The following is a 17,076-nucleotide window of genomic DNA, read 5'->3' on the forward strand; positions in this document are numbered from 1 at the left end:
ATTCGAACGCGCTAGGGTTTTTTGGGCAGGCCCAAGACAGCCTGCCCAGCCTGTATGCGGTGCTCGGCGAACCAGCCTTGCTGCATTTCCAGCGCATATAAAATCGGCCCCGATGGACAATGCGCATCTTCGGTTTGCGGCTGCATATCGGCGATGTTCAGAATTTTGCCGTTTGCCGCGATGAAAGCGATCGACAGCGGCAGAAGAGTGTTTTTCATCCAGAAGCATTGCTGCTCGGCCCGCTCGAATACGAACAGCATGCCGTGATCGGGAAGCAGCGATTGCCGATACATCAGACCTTGCTCGCGGCTGGCTTCCGTGGCGGCGATTTCGGCCTGTACCGGCTGCGCGCCGACGGTGAGTTCGGTGGTGGGCAGAAGCAGCAGGGATTGCGAACGGGCCGGGCCGCACAGCAGGCAGCTGCTTAGCAATGCGGCGCAAATGAAAGAAACGGGGCCCGAGGGCCCCGTGAACGTATACGAATCAGACATTTGTTATTGTGGTTAATAGTTACGCGACTAGGCAGCCGTAATGTTGAGAGCTTGTTTCCCCTTTGGGCCTTGAGCAATTTCGAACGCGACTTTCTGGCCTTCTTTGAGCGTTTTGAAACCGTTCATTTGTATGGATGAAAAGTGAGCGAAGAGATCTTCGCCACCGTTATCGGGGGTAATAAAGCCGAAACCTTTGGCGTCGTTAAACCATTTAACGGTCCCCGTTAGCTTTTGGGTATCCCCAGGAGCGGAGGTTGTGGTTGAATCTGACATGCGGACTGCCTCTCGACTATAGTGTTGACTTGAATGCTCGACTATTGGGCTGGCTTCAGCCCTGTTTCTGTTGATGCTGACAAATACATGAAAACATTCAGAATATTATGATAATGCTTAATGTACCCCAACCTAGTCAACTATGGAAAGCACTTATATAGACTTTGACGCCACATTTTCACGATTATTCGGTGCCTGGCTGCCCAGTTTGTTATAAATCGGCCCGGCCCAGGCATGACCATGCCGGGGCCGGCATGAATCGCAAGGCCGGTGAACGGGTCGCCGGCGGCAAGAGCACACTTATTTAAACTGTTTTATTTATGGCTATTCAAACCGAAAACCAGCGTGATACAGTGCTTGACAGGCAGGCCAGCAAGCTGGCCCCGCCCCCGCTGTACCAGGTTGTCCTGCTGAACGACGACTACACGCCCATGGAGTTCGTTGTCAATGTCCTGCAACGAATTTTTGGTAAAAATGAAGATGAGGCCGCGCGCATCATGCTGCTTGTGCACCATGAGGGGCGCGGCGTATGCGGAGTGTTCCCGCGAGACATCGCCGCCACTCGCGTGGAAATGGTCCGGCAAATGGCGCGTGCCCGCCAGCACCCTTTGCAATGCGTCATGGAGCCCGCTCCGGATGCTTGAATTCGAGGGTTTCGGCCCCATGTTGAAAGGGTCGAGGCAGTCAATATGCTGTCCGGCTTGAACCGGTAAGCAGATAAATATCGAGTTTTGATGCAATCCGGTAACAATCTATGGCCACAGGGCGATACGCGGGCCTGAATTAGTCATAGAATAGGATCTATCAAAATTGTTTTGTCCGCTTCGATATGTCATGGAGGAAGCGTGATTTCCGAAGAGCTTGAAGTCAGCTTGCATATGGCCTTTGTAGAGGCCCGTACCGCAAGACACGAATTTATCACCGTAGAGCACTTGCTGCTCTCTTTGCTCGATAATGTCGCGGCAGCCGAGGTGCTGCGCGCCTGCTCCGCCAACCTCGATACTCTGCGCCAGGATCTGCGCAAGTTCATCGCTGAAAATACTCCGGTGTTTCCTGGCGACGACGAGGTCGACACCCAGCCCACGCTAGGTTTTCAGCGTGTGATTCAACGAGCGATCATGCATGTCTCGTCGGGTAATTCCGCCAAAAATACGGTCACCGGCGCCAATGTGCTGGTTGCCATGTACGGTGAAAAAGACTCACACGCTGTGTATTACCTGTTGCAGCAAGGGGTTACGCGCCTCGATGTCGTCAATTTTCTCTCGCATGGCATTACCAAGGCTTCCGAAGAATCTCCTGTCGAGCCCGTCAAGCAACAAATTGGCAACGAAACCGAACACAAGTCCGATCAGCAGAAATCGCCGTTGGAGCTTTACGCGCTCGACATCAATGCCGAGGCCAGACAGGGCCGGATCGATCCGCTGATCGGCCGCGAACACGAGGTCGAACGGGTCATACAGGTCCTGTGCCGCCGGCGCAAGAACAACCCCTTGCTGGTTGGCGAGGCCGGCGTCGGCAAGACTGCCATCGCCGAGGGTCTGGCGTGGCGTATTACCAAGGGCGAAGTGCCGGACATCCTGGCCAATGCCGAGGTGTATGCGCTCGACATGGGGGCTTTGCTGGCGGGTACCAAATACCGCGGGGATTTCGAGCAGCGTCTCAAGGCCGTGCTCAAATCCCTCAAGGACAACGCCAACGCAGTTCTGTTCATCGATGAAATTCACACCCTCATCGGTGCCGGTTCAGCCTCGGGCGGCACTCTGGATGCGTCCAATCTGCTTAAGCCGGCCTTGTCTTCGGGGCAGCTGAAATGCATAGGAGCCACTACCTATAACGAATATCGCGGTATTTTCGAAAAAGACCACGCGCTGGCGCGTCGTTTTCAAAAAATCGACGTGGCCGAACCTACCGTCGAACAGACGATACAAATCCTGCGCGGCCTGAAAGGGCACTTCGAGGCCCACCATGGGGTGCGGTATTCGGCTGCCGCAATCACAGCGGCCGCCGAACTGGCGGCAAGGCATATCAACGACCGGTTCCTGCCCGACAAGGCCATCGACGTCATCGACGAGGCGGGGGCGGCGCAGCGCCTTTTGCCGCGATCGCGGCAAAAGAAGTTGATAGGCAAGGCAGAGGTCGAGGCCACGGTGGCCAAGATTGCCCGCATACCGCCTCAAAGTGTGTCCAGCGACGACCGCAACAAGTTGGCTACGCTCGACCGCGATCTTAAAACGGTGGTGTTCGGCCAGGATGCGGCCATCGATGCGCTGGCCGGCGCCATCAAAATGGCGCGGTCCGGTTTGGGGCGGCCCGACAAGCCCATAGGTTCATTCCTGTTTTCGGGCCCCACGGGGGTTGGTAAAACCGAGGTGGCCCGTCAGTTGGCGTTTACGCTGGGCATCGAACTGCTGCGTTTCGATATGTCGGAATACATGGAGCGCCACACTGTATCGCGCCTGATAGGCGCTCCTCCGGGTTACGTGGGTTTCGATCAGGGCGGGTTGCTGACCGAGGCCGTCAGCAAACAGCCGCATTGCGTGCTGTTGCTCGACGAAATCGAAAAAGCGCATCCCGACGTCTTCAATATCCTGCTCCAGGTCATGGACCACGGTACGCTTACCGACAATAATGGTCGCAAAGCCGATTTCCGCAACGTCATTATTGTCATGACCACCAATGCGGGTGCCGACACGCTGAACCGCGCTTCCATTGGTTTTGCGTCGCAGACCAAGGTCGGCGACGAAATGGTCGATATCAAGCGCATGTTCACGCCTGAGTTCCGTAACCGTCTCGATGCCATTATTGGCTTTACGCCCTTGTCGCGCGAAGTCATTCTGCGTGTCGTCGACAAGTTCCTCATGGAGCTCGAAGACCAGTTGCACGAAAAACACGTCGAAGTCGTGTTTGCGCAGGCCCTGCGCGATCACCTGGCCAAAGAGGGTTTCGATCCCCTGATGGGCGCTCGCCCCATGCAAAGGCTTATCCAGGACACCATACGCCGGGCGCTGGCCGACGAACTGCTGTTCGGGCGGCTGGTTGGCGGCGGTAATGTTACGGTCGATCTCGATGAGCAAGGCAAGGTCGCACTGTCTTTCACCGACAAGGCGGTTAAACCCAAAGCGCACCCTGCTGTCGAGTCGGAAGCCGAGCTCGTCGATTGATGGCGCGGCGGCCGCTGATAGCTTGTCCGCATTGCGCGTGCCTGCATGAGCGCACGTTCATCCCCGAAGGGGCATTGGCCAATTGCGTACGTTGTGGATATACATTATATCGTCATAGCGGCGTTCCCCCGACTGGTTGGCTGGCACTGACCCTGACGGGTCTGCTGGTTTTTGCAATGGCGAATTACTTCCCCATCGCAACGCTCAGCATGGGCGGCTTGCATATCAAGGCGTCTTTGCCCGATGCACTGATTTTGACCTGGCGGCAGGGCCATGAAGTCGTAGCCCTGATGACGGGGCTGTTTGGGTTTGCCTTGCCGCTGATGCAATTGCTTTTTTTGCTTTGGGCATTGCTGGCGATAATCTCACAACGCCTGCCCGCCGACTTTCATTACGGCATGCGCGTGCTGCGCGCCATGTGTTCATGGAGCATGGTGCCGGTTCTAATGCTGGGCATCCTGGTTGCCATTGTCAAGCTGTCCGGCCTGGCCAGGCTGGAACCCGGGTTTGGCTTATGGGCGTTTGGCGCGCTGACCCTTTTGCTTACGGGCCTTAGCCGTGTAACAGCCCTGCGTTTGTGGCGCTATGCCGAAGATGAGGGTCTTGTTCCGGTGTCGGGGGCGCAGTTGGCCGCCGGGCACCCCGTCGAGGCTTGCCTGTCTTGCGGAAATGTGCAAAACGCCACTGAGCATGACTCTCCCCACAACTGCTCGCGTTGCGGGGCGCGCATCCATTTTCGCAAACCGGATTCATCGGCCAGAACTTGGGCATTTGTCATTGCAGCCAGCATCCTGTATTTTCCCGCCAATATTCTGCCGGTCATGCAAATCCGCACGCCCACCGGCCAGACTGGCCATACCATTTTGGGCGGTGTCATCGAGCTCTGGAAATTAGGTTCCTGGGATCTTGCCGTCATAGTATTCGTCGCCAGTGTCGTGGTTCCCATGACCAAGCTGTTTGCCTTGATCGTGTTGCTGATCAGGGATGGCTGGCGCGGTGCAGTCATACAGCGGCAACGCACCCGTTTATATGAATTGATCGAGTTCATAGGCCAATGGTCGATGCTGGATGTCTTTGTGGTGATCCTGTTGTCGGCCATGGCTAATTTTCCGGGGCTTTCACAGGTGACGGCAGGGCCGGGTGCCGCCAGTTTCGGGCTGGTTGTCGTGCTGACGATGTTCGGCGCCATGAGTTACGATCCTCGTTCGGGCTGGGACGCGGGCATCGCCCGGGGATTCGACGAAACGGAGGCAATGCCGGGTCATCCAGAGCCTGCTGCACCCAACACCCTACAACAAGGCGCATAGAGAAAGGCATGACCGAACCGCAGATTCCGCCTGACCCCAATCCTCCCTCCGACGCCGCCGGTTCACCGGAGTCAAGCTCCGCCGGCCCTGATGATCAGGCGGCACTCGCCGCGCAAGGCCAGAAACCGGCGCAACCGCGCGTTACGCCCAAACGCCAGGCAAAAATCTCCTGGATATGGCTGATTCCTCTCCTGGCGGCAGCAATAGGCTTGTCCCTGGTCGTCAAAGCCTGGTTGCATACCGGGCCGTCCGTCACGATCAGTTTTGAATCGGCCGAGGGGCTGGAAGTCGGGCAGACCAAGGTACGTTACAGAGATGTGGTCGTCGGTATGGTCACCGGCATCGATGTGTCGGCGGATCGGCATAAAGTGCTGGTGCATATCGATCTGAACCGCGATGGGTCCGAGTACATCACGCAGAAGGGCACGCGTTTCTGGGTGGTGCGGCCCAGGCTCGGCATCAGCGGCGTATCGGGGTTGGGTACTTTGCTGTCCGGTGCGTATATTGCGGTGGATACGACCCAATCCAAGGACGGCCAGAGCGCGGCCCAGTATGAATTTGTCGGGCTGGAAAAGCCGCCTGAAATTACCAGCGACCGGCCGGGCACCCGATTTACGCTCACAGCGCCGGATCTGGGCTCCCTGGAAATAGGCTCGCCTATTTATTACCGGCGCATACAGGTAGGGCGGGTCATAGGTTACGACCTGGATCCGAGTGGCCGCTCGGTCGATATCCAGGTGTTCATCGATGCGCCCAACGACAAATTCGTTACTTCCGATACCCGTTTCTGGAATGCCAGTGGTATTAATGTGTCGCTCAACGCAGACGGTTTCGTCGTACAGACGGGTTCCCTGGCGTCCGTGGTGGCGGGAGGCATTTCGTTCAGATCTGTCGATGAAAAAAATACCAAACCGGCCCCCGCAGGCGCGATTTTCGCGCTAACGGCCACCGAGGGCGAAGCCATGGCTGAACCCGATGGGCCGCCATTTCGCATAGATCTGGTATTCAATCAATCTGTGCGCGGCTTGAAAGTGGGCGCGCCAGTCGATTTTCATGGCATGGAGCTGGGCAAGGTCATCGACATTGACCTTGAATACGATCCGAAGATCGAACAATTTGTGGTGCTGGTAAAAACCAGTGTGTATCCTTCGCGCTTTGGCGAGGCTTATCAGCAGCTTTTCGCCCACAGCAAAGAGAAAGGCTATGAAGGCCAGTCTTTACTGGGGCCTCTGGTCGCCAAAGGCCTGCGGGCGCAAATAAGGTCGGCTAATTTGTTGACCGGACAGCAGTACATTGCGCTGGATTTTTTCCCGGATGCGGCGCCGGTTGATTTCGACAGCAAGGCCACGCCCGTAAGACTACCCACTATCGCAGGGAATTTCGATCGCTTGCAGCAGCAGATAAGCAGTATCGTCACCAAGCTGGATGCCGTGCCGTTTGACGGGATAGGCCGGGATTTACGAGATAGCCTCAAGTCCCTGACCAGGCTGATCAACCGCCTTCAGTCGGAGGTCGCGCCTCAGGCCACGGCCACGCTCAAGGCGGCGCAGCATTCGCTGGGAAGGGTCAATAATCTGCTGGCCGAAGATTCTCCATTGAATGGCAATATGGAGCAAACCTTGCGCGAGCTGAGCAAGGCCGCGAAGTCCTTGCGCGATCTGGCCGATTATCTGCAGACGCATCCGAGCGCTTTGTTGCGGGGACGTCCCGCCGATGTGCTCCCGTCGGGCCACTAGAACAAGGAAAATTGTGATGAATCTGTTTAGACCGGGTTTTGCGCTGAGTTTGCTGTTGCTGATGGGCGGCTGCGCCACACCTGCGAGCCGTTACTACACCTTGCTGCCCGAGGCCAGGCAGGCGCCAGCCGCACGCTCCAATTCAGCCCCGGCTTCGTATGCAATCAGTGTGCAGCCCGTGTCGGTGCCCGCGCAGGTGGATCGGCCTCAGATTGTCCTGGGCAGCAAAGGTAGCGCCGAGGTCACCCCCCTGAACAATTCTTTATGGGCGGCTCCGCTGAGCGATGAAATCCGCAATGCCCTGGCCAACGATCTATCGCAACGGCTTGGGGTGATCGATATACCCGCGCGCACGGTACCCAAGACGCTCGCTCTCTGGAAAATCGATTTTTCCGTGCAGCGGTTCGATTCGATCTACCAGCAAGGTGTGGTGCTGGACGCGACCTGGCGTTTGACGCCTGTGAATCAGCGCAAGCGGACGCCCATGATCTGCAAGGCGGAGGTCCGTCTGCCGGCCAGCAATGGGATCCCCGGGCTGATTCAGGCTCACCAGGCCGCCTTGCATCAATTGGCCGCGGTGATCGCAGCGCAAATCGCCGGTCAAACCGTGCCTGCTGATACGGCCTTGCGCATGAAGGGTTGTACTTGATTACGGTTTTTCGAGTATAGGGTTAACCTTAATATTCCAATAGTTGCAACCCGTTTAGTATTCCGGCCTATCGCTTGAAGTTTCCGTCCACGGCGGCGCTTTCCGAATCTTCGAGCAGACGATATATCCGGCAACAGCACAACGGGACTACGTTGATGGCAACCACCACATTAGGCGTCAAGGTTGACGAGGCGCTGCGCGAGCGGCTTAAAAATGCGGCCCAGAAACTGGGGCGTACGCCGCACTGGCTGCACAAGCAGGCCATTCTTTCCTATGTCGATGCCATTGAACGAGGCCATATGCCGGCCGAGCTCGCTTATCTGAACGGGGTAGATACGGATGGGGGAGGCGAGCCTGTGCCCGGGCCGGAGGCATTGCCGCCTTTTTACGAATTTGCGCAAGATGTGCAGCCACAGTCGGTGCTGCGCGCGGCCATTACCTCGGCGTACCGGCGGCCCGAGACCGAATGTGTGCCCATGCTGGTGGATCAGGCTCGCTCGGCCCACACAAAAGATGTCCACTCGCTGGCCGGTCGCCTGGTGCAGTCCTTGCGCAGTAAACGCAGGGGGGGAGGGGTTGAAGGGCTGATCCAGGAGTTTTCGCTGTCCAGCCAGGAAGGCGTGGCGCTCATGTGCCTGGCCGAAGCCTTGTTGCGCATCCCGGATCGGGCGACGCGCGATGCGCTTATCCGCGACAAAATCAGCCACGGCGACTGGAAATCGCATATGGGCGAGTCGCCGTCACTGTTCGTCAATGCGGCAACCTGGGGCCTGATGCTGACCGGCAAGCTGGTCAGTGTCAACAGCGAGCAGTCTCTGTCCAGGGCTCTGACGCGTCTGATAGGCAAGGGAGGCGAACCGCTGATACGCAAGGGCGTCAATACGGCCATGCGCATGATGGGCGAGCAGTTCGTGGCCGGGCAAACCATTTCCGCGGCGCTGGCCAACAGCCGCAAGCTCGAGGTCAAGGGGTTTCGTTATTCCTACGATATGCTGGGCGAGGCGGCCACCACGGCCAACGACGCGAGCCGCTACTACACTTCCTATGAACAGGCCATCCATGCCATAGGCAAGGCGTCGCAAAGTCGCGGCATCTATGAGGGTCCGGGTATTTCCATCAAGTTGTCGGCCTTGCATCCACGCTATTCGCGATCGCAGCGCGAGCGCATCATGACCGAGCTCCTGCCCCGCGTGACGGCGCTGGCCCGGCTGGCCCGCAGCTACGACATCGGCCTGAATATCGATGCCGAAGAGGCGGATCGCCTGGAGATCTCGCTGGACCTGCTCGAGGCTCTGTGTTTCGACCCTGAATTGGCCGGCTGGAATGGTATAGGTTTTGTGGTCCAGGCCTATCAAAAGCGCGCGCCCTTTGTGATCGATTACATCATCGACCTGGCCAAGCGCAGCTCGCATCGCGTGATGGTCCGCCTGGTCAAAGGGGCCTACTGGGATTCCGAAATCAAGCGGGCGCAAGTCGATGGCCTGGAAGGCTATCCGGTATACACGCGGAAAATCTACACCGATGTTTCTTATCTGGCGTGCGCCCGCAAGCTCCTGGCAGATCCCCAGGCGGTATATCCGCAATTTGCCACCCATAACGCGCATACCATGGCGGCCATCTATTATCTCGCCGGCCAAAACTATTATCCGGGGCAGTACGAATTTCAGTGCCTGCATGGTATGGGCGAGGCCTTGTATGACGAAGTCACGGGGCCGATTGCCGAGGGGAAGCTGAATCGCCCCTGCCGCATTTATGCGCCTGTCGGTACGCACGAAACCTTGCTGGCGTATCTGGTGCGCCGCTTGCTTGAAAATGGGGCCAATACCTCTTTTGTCAACCAGATCGGCGACGACGAAATTCCTGTCGATACCCTGATAGGCGATCCGGCCGAGGCGGCCATGCGGATCCGGCCCCTGGGCGCGCCCCACGACAAGATTCCCCTGCCGCGCGATCTGTATCGCCTGTCCGATGGCCGCCTGAATTCGGCCGGGCTGGATTTGAGCAACGAACAGCGCCTGGGGTCCTTGTCGGCGGCCTTGCTGGGTAGCGCGGCAAACGATTGGCGTGCCGTGCCCTTGGTTGGCGAGCGGGGCTTCGAATGGGATGAGGCGCGCGCCCAGGCCGTGCACAATCCAGGAAATTATCGCGACATCGTTGGCCATGTCATCGAATCGAGCCAGTCGGAGGTGCAGGCCGCTCTTTCCGAAGCCATGCATGTGGCGCCGATCTGGCAAGCGACTCCGGTGGAGGCAAGGGCGCAATGCCTGGTCCGTGCGGCTCAGTTGCTGGAAGACGAAATGCAGCCCCTGCTGGGCCTCATCGTGCGAGAAGCGGGAAAGTCCCTGCCCAATGCCATCGCCGAAGTGCGCGAGGCGGTAGACTTTCTGCGCTACTACGCCGCCCAGATCACGCAATTGTTTTCCAACGACACGCACCGCCCCTTGGGGCCGGTGCTGTGCATCAGCCCCTGGAATTTTCCGTTGGCGATCTTTACCGGGCAAGTCGCGGCCGCCCTGGCCGCGGGTAATCCGGTATTGGCCAAGCCCGCCGAACAAACCAGCCTTATCGCGGCCCAGGCGGTTGCCATCCTGCGCCGCGCCGGAGTCCCTGCCGCGGCGATACAACTCCTTCCGGGCCGCGGCGAAACCGTGGGAGCGGCCCTGGTGGAAAGTCCCTTGGTTCGCGGAGTTATGTTTACCGGGTCCACGGAAGTGGCCCAGCTGATTTCAAGAATGCTTGCACGCCGGCTCGACGACGCGGGGCATCCGATCCCCCTTATCGCCGAAACCGGTGGCCAGAATGCGATGGTGGTCGATTCGTCGGCCTTGGCCGAACAGGTGGTTTTCGACGTGCTTGCCTCCGCTTTCGATTCGGCCGGGCAGCGTTGTTCTGCCTTGAGAGTCTTGTGCGTGCAGGAAGACTGTGCCGATCATGTACTGACCATGCTGCGCGGCGCAATGCAAGAACTGCGGGTAGGAAATACCGATACGCTTGCAAGCGATGTCGGGCCGGTCATCGATGCACAGGCCCAGGCCGCGATTGAAACGCACATCCAGGCCATGCGCGAAGCGGGGCACCGCATTGATCAGCTCGGCCTCGGCCCGGAATGCCGGCAGGGCTCCTTTGTGCCTCCGACTCTGATCGAAATCAATGATGTGGCGGCGCTGAAGAAGGAAGTCTTTGGCCCCGTATTGCATATAGTCCGTTACGCGCGCGTCGATCTCGATGCCCTGATCGATAGCATCAATGCCACGGGGTATGGACTTACTTTCGGGGTGCATACCCGCATCGACGAAACCGTTGCGCGAGTCTCCGAACGGATACGGGCGGGTAATCTCTACGTCAACCGCAATATTGTGGGAGCCGTGGTGGGGGTCCAGCCTTTCGGCGGCGAGTGCCTGTCGGGCACCGGGCCCAAGGCGGGAGGGCCGCTTTATCTGTGGCGTCTGCTTGCGCAGCGGCCGTCGGGGCTGCCGGCCGGCTGCGAGATGCGCGCCGCGCACGACCCGTCTTTGGTATTGCAGGGGCCAACCGGAGAAAGCAATCTATATCGTCTGAAGCCGTGTGGGCGGGTGTTATGTATTGCCGCTACGGAGCTGGGTGCGCAAACCCAGTCGGCAGCCTGTTTCGCCACCGGGAATATGGCAAGCCTGCTCGATAACCAGGCAAGCAGGGCTTTTTTCTCGGGCCTGGATGCCGAAGGGAAAAAGCGGATCCGCCTGGTTTCCGAAAATGAAATCGAACAAGGCGATTACCAAAGTGTTTTATTCGAAGGCGATAGCGATACGCTGCGCGAGATCAATCAGCGTGTTGCCGCGCGCGGCGGGCCTATCATCTCGGTCCAGGGCTTGAGTTCCGATGAAATTATGGCGGGGCGCGAGTATGTACCGGATCGCCTGGTGCGCGAGGTTTCCATGTGCATCAATACGGCGGCCGCGGGCGGCAATGCCAGCTTGATGATGGTGGGTTAGGTGCAAATCGGCTTTTAAGGGTTACAACCAATTAAAAAAAGGTTGTACTTTTGTTTAAATGCGGGGTGCAACTGATTGCCGGAAATCTTAAGCGCGTATTGATTTGATTTCCGGGTCGTATCGCTTGTTGCGGTTGTAGTGGTGCAATTTGTACATGGTTTTCAGGGCTTATTCGGTTTGGGCCATGCTTTTGGTGGCCGGCATCCACGAGATGATCCGGCTTCACACATATATTGGAGAGTGACATGCAGTCCAGCAGGAAATTTAAACTTTTGGCCGCCACTGCTGCGGTGATGACCGGTTTTGCATTCGGGCCGGCGCATGCCGCCGATACCGAAGTGGTCAAATTGGGTTTTGCCGCGCCGTTGACCGGCCCTCAGTCGCATTATGGCGAGGATATGGAAAATGGCCTGACGCTGGCCCTGGAAGAGGCCAACAAGCAGGGCATCAAGCTTGATGGAAAAACAGCCCAATTCGAATTGGTGAAGCGTGACGATCAGGCCGATCCACGCACCGCGGTGCAGGTCGCTCAGCAAATCGTCGACGAGGGTGTACAAGGCATATTGGGCCATTTCAACTCGGGTACCACCATTCCCGCATCCAGCGTCTATCACGACGCGGGCCTGCCTCAGATCGCCATGGCCACATCGCCCGAATATACGGCGCAGGGCTACAACACGACCTTCCGCATGATGACCAGCGATACCCAGCAGGGCGCAGCCGATGGCGAGTACATTGTCAAGGATCTCGGAGCCAAAACGGTTGCATTGATCGACGATCGCACCGCTTATGGCCAGGGATTGGCCGATCAGGTTGCCAAGGCGGTCGAGGCTGCGGGCGGCAAGGTAATTGCTCGCGAATACACGACCGACAAGGCGAATGATTTCACTTCCATCCTGACCAATCTCAAGGCGAAAAAGCCGGCTGCCATTTTCTTTGGCGGCCTTGATGCCCAGTCCGGCCCCATGCGCCGTCAAATGATGACTCTGGGACTTACCGCGCCTTTGGTATCGGGCGAAATGACGCGTAGCGATACCTTCTTGAAGTTGGCCGGCGATGCGGCCAATGGCACTTTTGCATCCCTGGCCGGCGTGCCTTTGAAGAATATGGCCAAGGGTGAAAAATTCGAAGCCGATTACAAGGCCCGATTCAAGAAAGACCCTGGCGTTTACGCTCCTTACGCCTATGACGGCGCCTGGAACATGATTACCGCCATGAAAGAAGCCGGTTCGGCAAAACCCGCCGCTTATTTGCCCAAGCTGGCCGGCCTGAAACGCAGCGGCGCCACCAGCGATCATATTTCCTATGACAAGAAGGGTGATCTGAAAGAAATTTCAGTCACCATCTATGAAGTCAAGAATGGCAAGTGGGAAATGGTCAAGACCATGGTTAGCCAGGCCAAGTAATTCTTGCTCCGTCTGTGCTGCGCAGCTCGCCGACGGCGACTGCGCAGCCGCATGAATTCTTTCAATTTCAATCGAGCAAGGCTGGCCTGGCCGGTCTTGCGTGCAGGTCATAGAGCATGGATATTCTTCTCCAGCAGCTAATCAACGGGGTGACCGTGGGCAGTGTGTATGCCCTGGTGGCGCTTGGCTACACCATGGTTTACGGGATTATCGGGCTGATCAATTTTGCTCATGGCGATGTGGTCATGGTGGGGGCGATGGTAGCCACCACGGTGGTAACCGCCCTGGTCGGCGCCGATCCGGGCGGCATGTCGCCATGGCTTGTCATTGCCGTCTCGCTGGCTGCGGCCATTCCGGTGTGCGCCGCGCTGGGCTGGCTCGCTGAACGCTTCGCCTATCGGCCCTTGCGCCGCGCGCCGCGTCTGGCTCCGCTTATTTCGGCGATTGGGGTATCCATCATTATCCAGACGCTGGCCATGATGGTCTGGGGCCGCAACTACCTAAGCTTCCCGCATATCATCAAGCCCACGATCTATCAGATTGGCGGGGCTCGCATCAGTTTTCTGCAAGTGGCCATTATTTTGTCGGCGATCGCCATCATGGCGGGCCTGTTGCTGGTGGTGCACCGTACGCGGCTGGGTACGGCCATGCGAGCCACTGCGCAAAACCGCGAGGTGGCCGGCCTGATGGGCGTGAATATCAATACGGTCATCGCGGCGGCCTTTATCATAGGCTCGGTGCTGGCCGCTGTTGCCGGCGTGATGGTGACTACCTATTACGGCGTGGCGCAGTACACCATGGGATTTCTGCTGGGGCTGAAAGCCTTTACGGCCGCGGTGCTGGGCGGAATCGGCAATCTGGGGGGCGCCATGCTGGGCGGCCTGCTTCTGGGAATAATCGAATCGCTCGGGGCTGGCTATATCGGCGACCTGACGCACGGTGTTTTCGGCAGCAATTATCAGGATGTATTCGCCTTTATCGTTTTGATCCTGGCCCTGGTCTTTCGCCCATCGGGCCTGCTCGGTGAGCGGGTTGGAGACCGCGCATGATGAATTCTTTTTCCTCCAGCTCCCAGCAGGGCACGAGGCCCAAAGTCTGGTTTGGTATCGCGCTCTTTGCCGCTGCTCTGGCCGTGCTGCCTTTTGTGCTGGGCATGGCCGGGCAAAGCTGGGTGCGCACGATCGATTTCGCGCTGCTGTATGTCATGCTGGCGCTGGGCCTGAATATTGTGGTGGGTTTTGCCGGCCTGCTCGATCTGGGCTACATCGCGTTTTATGCCGTTGGCGCTTACGTCTGGGCGCTGCTGGCGTCGCCGCATTTCAATCTGCACTACCCCTTCTGGATGATCCTGCCCGCCGCCGTTTGCCTGGCGGGGTTCTTTGGGGTGATTCTGGGCGCGCCCACATTGAAGCTGCGTGGCGATTATCTGGCCATCGTGACACTGGGCTTTGGCGAGATTATCCGCATCTTCATCAACAACCTGGATGCGCCCATCAATATCACCAACGGGCCCCAGGGGATCAACCGCGTCGATTCCTTTTCCGTGGGGGGAATGGCGTTTGGGCGCACCCAGACGCTGCTGGGGTTTCGCATCACGGGCCCCGAAAAATATTATTACCTCCTGCTCTTGCTGGTGATCATCATTGTGATCATATGCGTGCGCTTGCAGAATTCGCGCATTGGCCGCGCCTGGCAGGCCATACGCGAAGACGAAATAGCCGCCAAGGCCATGGGCATCAACACGCGCAATATTAAATTGCTGGCTTTCTCCATGGGCGCCACATTCGGCGGTGTGGCTGGTGCCATGTTCTCCTCCATGCAGGGCTTTGTCAGCCCGGAGAGCTTCAGCCTGACTGAATCGATATCCGTACTGTGCATGGTCGTGTTGGGCGGCATGGGCCACATTCCGGGAGTTATTCTCGGCGCTGTCCTGCTGTCGGTCTTTCCGGAATTTTTGCGTGAGGTCGTGGTGCCATTGCAGCAGCATATCTTTGGCTCGGTGGTGTTCGATCCGGACGGCATACGCATGCTGCTTTTTGGCTTGGCCCTGGTGTGCGTGATGATCTACAGGCCGGCCGGCTTGTGGCCCTCGGCCGTGCGGCGCCGCGAACTCAGCCACGACAAGGAGGGCCAGGCATGACGCAAGCGAGCATTAATCAGGATGCCCGATCCATGCCCGATCTGCTGCTGGTCGCCAGCAAGCTGAGCAAGCGCTTTGGCGGGCTGCAGGCCTTGTCGGACGTCAGTTTCTCCATTTGCAAGGGCGATATCTATGGCTTGATTGGCCCCAACGGGGCGGGCAAGACAACCTTGTTCAATGTGCTGACCAGCCTGTATGTGCCCGAATCGGGAACGTGCAATTTCATGGGTCATCGGCTTACGCGGCTAAAACCGCACGAGATCGCCATTGTCGGCATTGCCCGCACCTTCCAGAACATTCGCCTGTTCGGCAGTTTGAGCGCTATTGAAAATGTCATGATCGGGCGCCACATTCGTACTCGCGCCGGCGTCTGGGGTGCGATCACCCGCAACAAATCCACGCGCAGCGAAGAAGCGGCGGTTGAGCGGCGCGCGCAGGAACTGCTGGATTACGTGGGAATAGGCCATCGCGCGAACGATGTGGCCAGTTCACTGCCTTATGGCGACCAGCGCCGGCTTGAAATTGCACGGGCATTGGCTACGGACCCAATGCTGTTGGCGCTCGACGAGCCGGCGGCGGGTATGAATGCATCGGAAACCATCGTGCTGCGCCGATTGATCGAAAAAATTCGCGCCGACGGAGTCACAGTGCTGCTGATCGAACACGACATGAAACTGGTCATGGGCCTCTGCGACCGGGTGCTGGTGCTGGAGTACGGGAAGGTCCTGGCCGAAGGCAGGCCAGCCGAGGTCCAGCGCAATCCGAAGGTTATTGAAGCCTATTTGGGGGCCGGCTCGGCAGAAGCCGTGCCGCCAACTGTTCAAGGCGCGAGCGACGACAGGGAGGTTCGCCAATGAGTCAGGTGGAAAGGCTGCTGGAGCTGAACAAGCTTGAGGTGGCGTACGGAGGCATACGTGCCGTGCGATCCATCAGTTTGCATGTGGGCAAGGGCGAGCTCGTCAGTCTGATCGGTGCCAACGGGGCCGGTAAAAGTACAACGCTCAGGGCGATTTGCGGCCTGGTGCCGGTGGTGGGTGGCAGTATCAGTTACGACGGTCGGTCGATTGTCGGCGCGCCGTCGTTTACGCTGGTGCGCCAGGGACTGGTCATGGTGCCCGAAGGCCGGGGGATTTTCGGTCAACTGACCATCGAAGAAAATCTGGCCATGGGGGGATACAGCCGCAAGGATGTGAATGCCGTGCGGCAGGATACCGAGCGTGTGTTTGCCTTGTTCCCGCGCCTGGCGGAGCGCCGCAAGCAATCCGCGGGCACGCTTTCGGGCGGCGAGCAACAAATGCTGGCCATGGGGCGCGCGGTCATATCCCGGCCGCGCCTGTTGTTGCTGGATGAGCCTTCGATGGGGCTGGCGCCGCTGATGGTTGAAAAGATTTTCGAGGTCGTGCGTGCCATTGCTTCGGAGGGGGTCACCATTTTGCTGATCGAGCAAAACGCCAAGCTGGCTCTTGAAACCAGTCATCGCGGGTATGTGATGGAGTCGGGGCAGATCATCCTGGAGGGGCCTTCCGCTCAATTGCTCAACGATCCCAAAGTGCGCGCTGCTTATCTGGGGGAAGAAGAGCTTGTCTGATCGGGGCGAAGGTGCCTCACAAGGACGCCTCTTGTGCATATTTATGGCATTTTCGGTTTAAGTGTTTGAAGCATTCGATGTTTTGGTCGGTTTGGTATTTTAAGACGCCGTCTATCGGGGCTTGGGGTCAGGGCCGGCACGGCGTGCTTGATCCGGATCTACCTCGTCCAGGCGGGCGTCGGGCCAAACTCGCTACGCCGCTGGCGCGGCTACGCTCAAACATGGTCCGCCGAAAGCCCCCGCCTTCCCTACGGTAGCATCCGGCGCACGCCTTACGCCGGTCCTGACCCCAAGCCCCGATAGACGGCTCACGTTAGGGCATGCCTGGAATGAACGTGCCGGCCCCAGCGTATA

The 17,076-nt window shown here is 58.4% G+C and carries 13 protein-coding genes; 11 read left to right on the plus strand and 2 right to left on the minus strand.

Annotation, left to right across the window (positions count from 1 at the left end; translation table 11 throughout):
• Window positions 1-11 precede the first annotated feature (11 nt).
• Complete coding sequence (locus ACYVIS_RS09460; RefSeq protein WP_232742851.1) at window positions 12-491, minus strand: DUF192 domain-containing protein; 480 nt, start codon at window positions 489-491, stop codon at window positions 12-14.
• A 27-nt stretch (window positions 492-518) separates the two neighbouring features.
• Entirely contained in the window at window positions 519-764 is a 246-nt protein-coding gene (locus ACYVIS_RS09465) for a cold-shock protein (RefSeq protein WP_232742852.1), read from the minus strand.
• 320 nt (window positions 765-1,084) lie between these two features.
• Here ACYVIS_RS09465 and clpS point away from each other — a divergent pair, with 320 nt between their 5' ends.
• From clpS to ACYVIS_RS09520, 11 genes are all read left to right on the plus strand, one after another.
• Window positions 1,085-1,408 (plus strand): ATP-dependent Clp protease adapter ClpS, encoded by a 324-nt coding sequence (gene clpS / locus ACYVIS_RS09470; protein WP_232742853.1) that lies wholly within the window; start codon window positions 1,085-1,087, stop codon window positions 1,406-1,408.
• 201 nt (window positions 1,409-1,609) lie between these two features.
• Window positions 1,610-3,925, plus strand: a complete 2,316-nt coding sequence (gene clpA, locus ACYVIS_RS09475) for an ATP-dependent Clp protease ATP-binding subunit ClpA (protein ID WP_232742854.1) — start codon at window positions 1,610-1,612, stop codon at window positions 3,923-3,925.
• The gene (locus tag ACYVIS_RS09480) at window positions 3,925-5,232 is read left to right on the plus strand and encodes a paraquat-inducible protein A (RefSeq protein WP_370635928.1); all 1,308 of its coding nucleotides are present in this window, start codon (window positions 3,925-3,927) and stop codon (window positions 5,230-5,232) included. Before clpA ends, ACYVIS_RS09480 begins: the two co-directional genes overlap by 1 nt.
• 8 nt (window positions 5,233-5,240) lie before the next feature.
• Window positions 5,241-6,968, plus strand: a complete 1,728-nt coding sequence (locus tag ACYVIS_RS09485; RefSeq protein WP_232742856.1) for a PqiB family protein — start codon at window positions 5,241-5,243, stop codon at window positions 6,966-6,968.
• Between the two features lie 16 nt (window positions 6,969-6,984).
• Window positions 6,985-7,617 carry a PqiC family protein gene (locus ACYVIS_RS09490; RefSeq protein ID WP_232742857.1) on the plus strand — a complete coding sequence of 211 codons (633 nt, stop codon included), beginning with the start codon at window positions 6,985-6,987 and terminating at the stop codon, window positions 7,615-7,617.
• A gap of 155 nt (window positions 7,618-7,772) precedes the next feature.
• Window positions 7,773-11,588, plus strand: a complete 3,816-nt coding sequence (putA, locus tag ACYVIS_RS09495; RefSeq protein WP_232742858.1) for a trifunctional transcriptional regulator/proline dehydrogenase/L-glutamate gamma-semialdehyde dehydrogenase — start codon at window positions 7,773-7,775, stop codon at window positions 11,586-11,588.
• 245 nt (window positions 11,589-11,833) lie between these two features.
• On the plus strand, window positions 11,834-12,994 hold the full coding sequence (locus ACYVIS_RS09500; RefSeq protein WP_370635929.1) for a branched-chain amino acid ABC transporter substrate-binding protein: 1,161 nt from the start codon (window positions 11,834-11,836) through the stop codon (window positions 12,992-12,994).
• A gap of 116 nt (window positions 12,995-13,110) precedes the next feature.
• Window positions 13,111-14,043, plus strand: coding sequence for a branched-chain amino acid ABC transporter permease (locus ACYVIS_RS09505; protein ID WP_232742859.1), 933 nt, complete (start codon window positions 13,111-13,113; stop codon window positions 14,041-14,043).
• The gene (locus ACYVIS_RS09510) at window positions 14,043-15,134 is read left to right on the plus strand and encodes an ABC transporter permease subunit (protein WP_232744509.1); all 1,092 of its coding nucleotides are present in this window, start codon (window positions 14,043-14,045) and stop codon (window positions 15,132-15,134) included. Before ACYVIS_RS09505 ends, ACYVIS_RS09510 begins: the two co-directional genes overlap by 1 nt.
• A complete protein-coding gene (locus ACYVIS_RS09515; protein ID WP_370635930.1) occupies window positions 15,131-15,991 on the plus strand; it encodes an ABC transporter ATP-binding protein in 861 nt (286 codons plus the stop codon). The genes ACYVIS_RS09510 and ACYVIS_RS09515 overlap by 4 nt, the downstream gene beginning before the upstream one ends.
• The gene (locus ACYVIS_RS09520) at window positions 15,988-16,722 is read left to right on the plus strand and encodes an ABC transporter ATP-binding protein (protein WP_232742860.1); all 735 of its coding nucleotides are present in this window, start codon (window positions 15,988-15,990) and stop codon (window positions 16,720-16,722) included. Before ACYVIS_RS09515 ends, ACYVIS_RS09520 begins: the two co-directional genes overlap by 4 nt.
• The last annotated feature ends 354 nt before the right edge of the window (window positions 16,723-17,076 follow it).

The sequence above is a fragment of the Paralcaligenes ginsengisoli genome (genome assembly GCF_054781135.1).

Coding starts and splice junctions, on each gene's coding strand:
- ACYVIS_RS09460 (WP_232742851.1), bottom strand. CDS start 491: ATGTCTGATTCGTATACGTTCACGGGGCCCTCGGGCCCCGTTTCTTTC.
- ACYVIS_RS09490 (WP_232742857.1), top strand. CDS start 6,985: ATGAATCTGTTTAGACCGGGTTTTGCGCTGAGTTTGCTGTTGCTGATG.
- ACYVIS_RS09510 (WP_232744509.1), top strand. CDS start 14,043: ATGAATTCTTTTTCCTCCAGCTCCCAGCAGGGCACGAGGCCCAAAGTC.
- ACYVIS_RS09500 (WP_370635929.1), top strand. CDS start 11,834: ATGCAGTCCAGCAGGAAATTTAAACTTTTGGCCGCCACTGCTGCGGTG.
- ACYVIS_RS09485 (WP_232742856.1), top strand. CDS start 5,241: ATGACCGAACCGCAGATTCCGCCTGACCCCAATCCTCCCTCCGACGCC.
- putA (WP_232742858.1), top strand. CDS start 7,773: ATGGCAACCACCACATTAGGCGTCAAGGTTGACGAGGCGCTGCGCGAG.
- ACYVIS_RS09465 (WP_232742852.1), bottom strand. CDS start 764: ATGTCAGATTCAACCACAACCTCCGCTCCTGGGGATACCCAAAAGCTA.
- ACYVIS_RS09505 (WP_232742859.1), top strand. CDS start 13,111: ATGGATATTCTTCTCCAGCAGCTAATCAACGGGGTGACCGTGGGCAGT.
- ACYVIS_RS09515 (WP_370635930.1), top strand. CDS start 15,131: ATGACGCAAGCGAGCATTAATCAGGATGCCCGATCCATGCCCGATCTG.
- clpS (WP_232742853.1), top strand. CDS start 1,085: ATGGCTATTCAAACCGAAAACCAGCGTGATACAGTGCTTGACAGGCAG.
- ACYVIS_RS09480 (WP_370635928.1), top strand. CDS start 3,925: ATGGCGCGGCGGCCGCTGATAGCTTGTCCGCATTGCGCGTGCCTGCAT.
- ACYVIS_RS09520 (WP_232742860.1), top strand. CDS start 15,988: ATGAGTCAGGTGGAAAGGCTGCTGGAGCTGAACAAGCTTGAGGTGGCG.